The following is a 304-nucleotide window of genomic DNA, read 5'->3' on the forward strand; positions in this document are numbered from 1 at the left end:
TCATTTTCTGTTCCGAACTCGGTACCAGCTCCGCCATCTCTTCAAAACATTTTAAAAGAATTGACGGATGATATTGGCGTCAAACAAGATCATGATTTGACAGCATGGGCGGAACAAGGTGTGCTTTTGCTCAATGCTTGTTTAACTGTTCCAGCAGGGCAGGCAAATGGACATGCAGGGCAAATCTGGGAGCCTTTTACGGACGCTGTTATTAAGGTGGTCAATAGCTTAGACCAGCCTGTTGTCTATATTCTTTGGGGTGCTTATGCTCGCAAGAAAAAGGCGTTGATAACCAATCCAAAAC

The 304-nt window shown here is 44.4% G+C and carries 1 protein-coding gene; it reads left to right on the forward strand.

What is annotated here, in order from left to right; genetic code table 11:
• Positions 1-304 (forward strand): uracil-DNA glycosylase (locus tag C1E99_RS12590; protein WP_238146245.1); only part of this gene is annotated, 304 nt, incomplete at both ends.

It is taken from the genome of Streptococcus suis, assembly GCF_002964045.1.
GTDB classification, from domain to species: domain Bacteria; phylum Bacillota; class Bacilli; order Lactobacillales; family Streptococcaceae; genus Streptococcus; species Streptococcus suis_U.